This window comes from Actinopolymorpha sp. B9G3, assembly GCF_040120725.1.
In the GTDB taxonomy this organism is placed as follows: Bacteria; Actinomycetota; Actinomycetes; order Propionibacteriales; family Actinopolymorphaceae; genus Thermasporomyces.
The window spans coordinates 1-998 of the sequence record NZ_JBEEAB010000079.1 but is presented as its reverse complement, the minus strand read 5'-3'; the positions used below and the strand labels follow the sequence as shown (position 1 = coordinate 998).

Below are 998 nucleotides of genomic sequence, written 5' to 3'. Positions count from 1 at the left end.
TACCCCGTGGTTGAGATCTTTTGACGGTTCGTTTTGGTGAGGATCTGGTCGGCGGTCTTGGTCCAGACGAAGGGGTGGCAGCGGTCGTTCCAGCCGGTGATGAATTGGCGGATCTTGGTGATCAGGTCGCGGACGGAGCGGAAGGTTCCGCGGTGGATGGCTTGGCGTTCGATGATGGAGAACCAGACCTCGACCAGGTTCATCCATGACGCCGACGTGGGTGTGAAGTGGACCTTGATCCGGGGGTTGGCGGCCAGCCATTCGCGTACTTCGGTGCGTTTGTGGGTGGCGTAGTTGTCCATCACCAGGTGCAGTTCGTCCTCGGGGTAGGCGCGGGCGAGGTGCTTGAGGAACCGAAGGAACTCCTGGTGCCTGTGTCGTGGCTGGGTTAGCCCGGTCACCTTTCCGGTGGCGATCTCTAACGCGGCGAACAGCGTGGCGGTGCCGTGCCGGATGTAGTCGTGGGTACGTCGTTCAGCCAGCCCTGGCTGCATCGGCAGCACCGGTTGGGTGCGGTCTAGGGCTTGGATCTGGGACTTCTCATCGCAGCAGAGGACAACCGCGTTCGCCGGTGGGTCCAGATACAACCCGACCACATCGGTGACCTTGGCAACCAGTTCGGGGTCAGTCGAGAACTTGAACGTCTCCGCCCGCCACGGCTGCAAGCCGTAGTCGCGCCACGCCCTTGCCACGGTGGTGTTGTCGATCCGCAGCCGCCGGCCCAACAGCCGAGACGACCAATGCGTGACCCCTAGCTTTTTTGGTGGCGGCTTCAACGTCTCAGCGATGATTGCCGCGTGGTCGACCTTGCGTGGCCTGCCCGGACGCGAAGCGTCTTTGAGTCCTTCCAAGCCACACTCGGCGTAGGCAGCCCGCCGCGAGATCACCGTCTGCCTGCTCACCCCAACCAGCTCAGCGATCTCGGTATTCGACACCCCGTCCGCAGCCAGCAGCACAATCCGAGCCCGCCGAGCCAACCCCGCCGGCACCGAATGCGA

The 998-nt window shown here is 63.3% G+C and carries 1 protein-coding gene; it reads right to left on the bottom strand.

The genetic code is table 11. The annotated features are described in order from the left end of the window. The coding region (locus ABNF93_RS34655; protein ID WP_349332502.1) for an IS630 family transposase at positions 1–998 on the bottom strand (998 nt) is incomplete at both ends.